The sequence below is a fragment of the Microcystis sp. M53602_WE12 genome, from assembly GCF_030065455.1.
Taxonomy (GTDB): domain Bacteria; phylum Cyanobacteriota; class Cyanobacteriia; order Cyanobacteriales; family Microcystaceae; genus Microcystis; species Microcystis aeruginosa.
In genome coordinates, this window is record NZ_JASJFB010000392.1 from 1 (window position 1) to 2,300 (window position 2,300).

Sequence of the window (2,300 nt, forward strand, 5' to 3'; positions counted from 1 at the left end):
AAATCATGCTATAGTGGCAAGCAGGGATACCACACATTAAAGTCGCAAGTCGTTGCCGATCAAAAAAGCGAGCAGGTAATCTGTGTCCGTTGTGAGAAAGGAAGAGTCCATGATTTTCGACTGTGGAAAGAGAGCAAAATAGGGTTAAATAAGGAAATAGAAATATTAGGGGACAAAGGCTATCAAGGGATTCAGAAAATCCATCAAAACAGTCAAATTCCTCATAAAAAAAAGAAAACAGAAAAACTAAGTAAAGAGCAAAAAAAAGCCAACCGTCAGTTATCACAACGGCGCATAGTTATAGAACATATTCATCGTCGTCTCAAAATATTTCGGATACTTTCATCAAGATACAGAAATCGCCGACGGCGATTTGGTCTGAGATTGAATTTGATTGCTGGTATCTACAATTACGAACTTCGTTACCGACAAAAATATATATCTTGATTACTTTTGCAAGAGATCTACTGTAGGAGGTCCTTGGATTTTGCCACCCAGTGATTGCCATCCACTCCAACTGCTAGGACTTCCATCGCCATAATTATGATACACAGCCCCATCTTTTTGTTCGCGTATAAATACGTCTAGCCGGCCTTTAGACCATGCAACCGCAGCAGGAGGGTCAGATGTACCAGGTCTATTGGTATTAATTGGGCCACCCACATCATACCAATCTAATTGTGATGGTTTCCAGGGAAATACTCCATCCGACGACTTGTGTTTAATGGTACCATCCCACGACCGGACGAAAATATCAATCCTCTCATCCCCCCAAGAAACAACCGTTGGCGATCCTTTTAACGGTGAGCCACCTAGTGTTTCCCATCCGCTCCAGTTGTTAGGATTGCCATTTCCATAGTTATGATACACATTCCCGTCTAAAGCGAGTACGAAAACGTCTAAACGACCTTTAGACCATGTTACTGCGGCAGCAGACTCAGATGTTTCAACCCCCAGCAGGGGTTGCCAATCTAATTGTGAGGGTTTCCATCCCTTGCCATCCCACCACTTGTGGTAAATACGATTATCCGTGCCACGGGCAAAAATATCGATTCGATTATTTCCCCAAGAAACAACTGTAGGAGAACCTTGAATCAGACCACCCAGTAGTTCCCATCCTGCTAAAGGTTTATCGTTGTTACTTCCATAATTGTGATACAGAGCGCCATCGACACCGCGGGCAAAAATATCAAGTCGATTGCTAGACCATGCCACTGCCACTGGGTAATCCGTAATCCCCCCCCAAGCGGCTGCCAATCAAAGTCAGATGGTTTCCACCAGGCTTTGTTGTCGAACCACTTTCGATAAACACGACCATCGATACCACGAGCAAAACAGTTCAACCAAATAGGGTTTTTTACTATTGGTTCTGCCTGTCCAAACAAGCTTTTGTATTTTGTGACAATTGGATAGGGAATTGTGGCAATTTTTAACATAGGATATACATGAATTAGGAAATTAAGTGTTTAATTTTAACTGTTCTTGCGAACTTATTATCGACCTTACTGTTCGACGAGCATAACTGTAATCCTAGACGGATTTTTTCCATACAAAACCCTTTTTAAGATTTTCTTAAGTAGGGAGGCACAATTATTTGTAGGATGGGTTAGCGGTAGCGTAACATAATCGGGCGTTGGGTTTCATGCTTCAACCCAACCTACGTTCATCTTATAAGTACCTAAGCAAAATTAATTACACATATCTAACCACCTCTTGCCCCTTGCCTATCTTCACTAGGAAATTAATTTTGCACGACTACTTATTTAATTCCACCCACCCACTTAAAAATTATAATTTATCCATCTAATCACCCTCTACCCCAGCAGCGCATTCTTAGTCATTGCTGAATTAAGGTATCAAGGCCAACCTTGCACCCATCCAAAAGTTAGTTTGGAGCTAAGTTTTTAAAATCCCTTATTAGTCGGGTAAATTCCCGACTCTCTCCGCCAAGATTCGATATTCGATCGCTGTCATCTGGCTATTCATTATCCTCTTTTGGTTAGCCCAAATTCAGGGATCGATCGATGCCCGTCACGATCTTGAAAATGGCTGTACCCTTAACTGTAAGTAGGTAGGCGTTAAAAGTTATCAGATACCCCCCTTATCAAGGGGGATCCCCCCGCCTATCGGCACCCCCCTTATCAAGGGGGGCAGGGGGGATCGGCACCCCCCTTATCAAGCTATCCATTAGTCGGATCTTTCTTAACAAAAAGAGAAGAAACTTAAAAAAAGGGGAAACGATTGATAGGTATAGTTTTGAAAGAAGGAATTAAGGTGGAGGTAAGCAAAAAAATGGAGAA

Annotated in this window: 2 protein-coding genes; one reads left to right on the top strand and one right to left on the bottom strand. The window is 42.3% G+C overall.

Going from position 1 to position 2,300, the window contains the following annotated elements; translation table 11 throughout:
- On the top strand, nt 1–447 hold a 447-nt coding region (locus PX482_RS13330; protein ID WP_288122537.1), incomplete at its 5' end, for a transposase family protein.
- On the opposite strand, the gene PX482_RS13335 is transcribed toward PX482_RS13330, so the two are convergent.
- A complete protein-coding gene (locus tag PX482_RS13335; protein ID WP_288024823.1) occupies nt 448–1,257 on the bottom strand; it encodes a PLL family lectin in 810 nt (269 codons plus the stop codon).
- Nucleotides 1,258–2,300 lie beyond the last annotated feature (1,043 nt).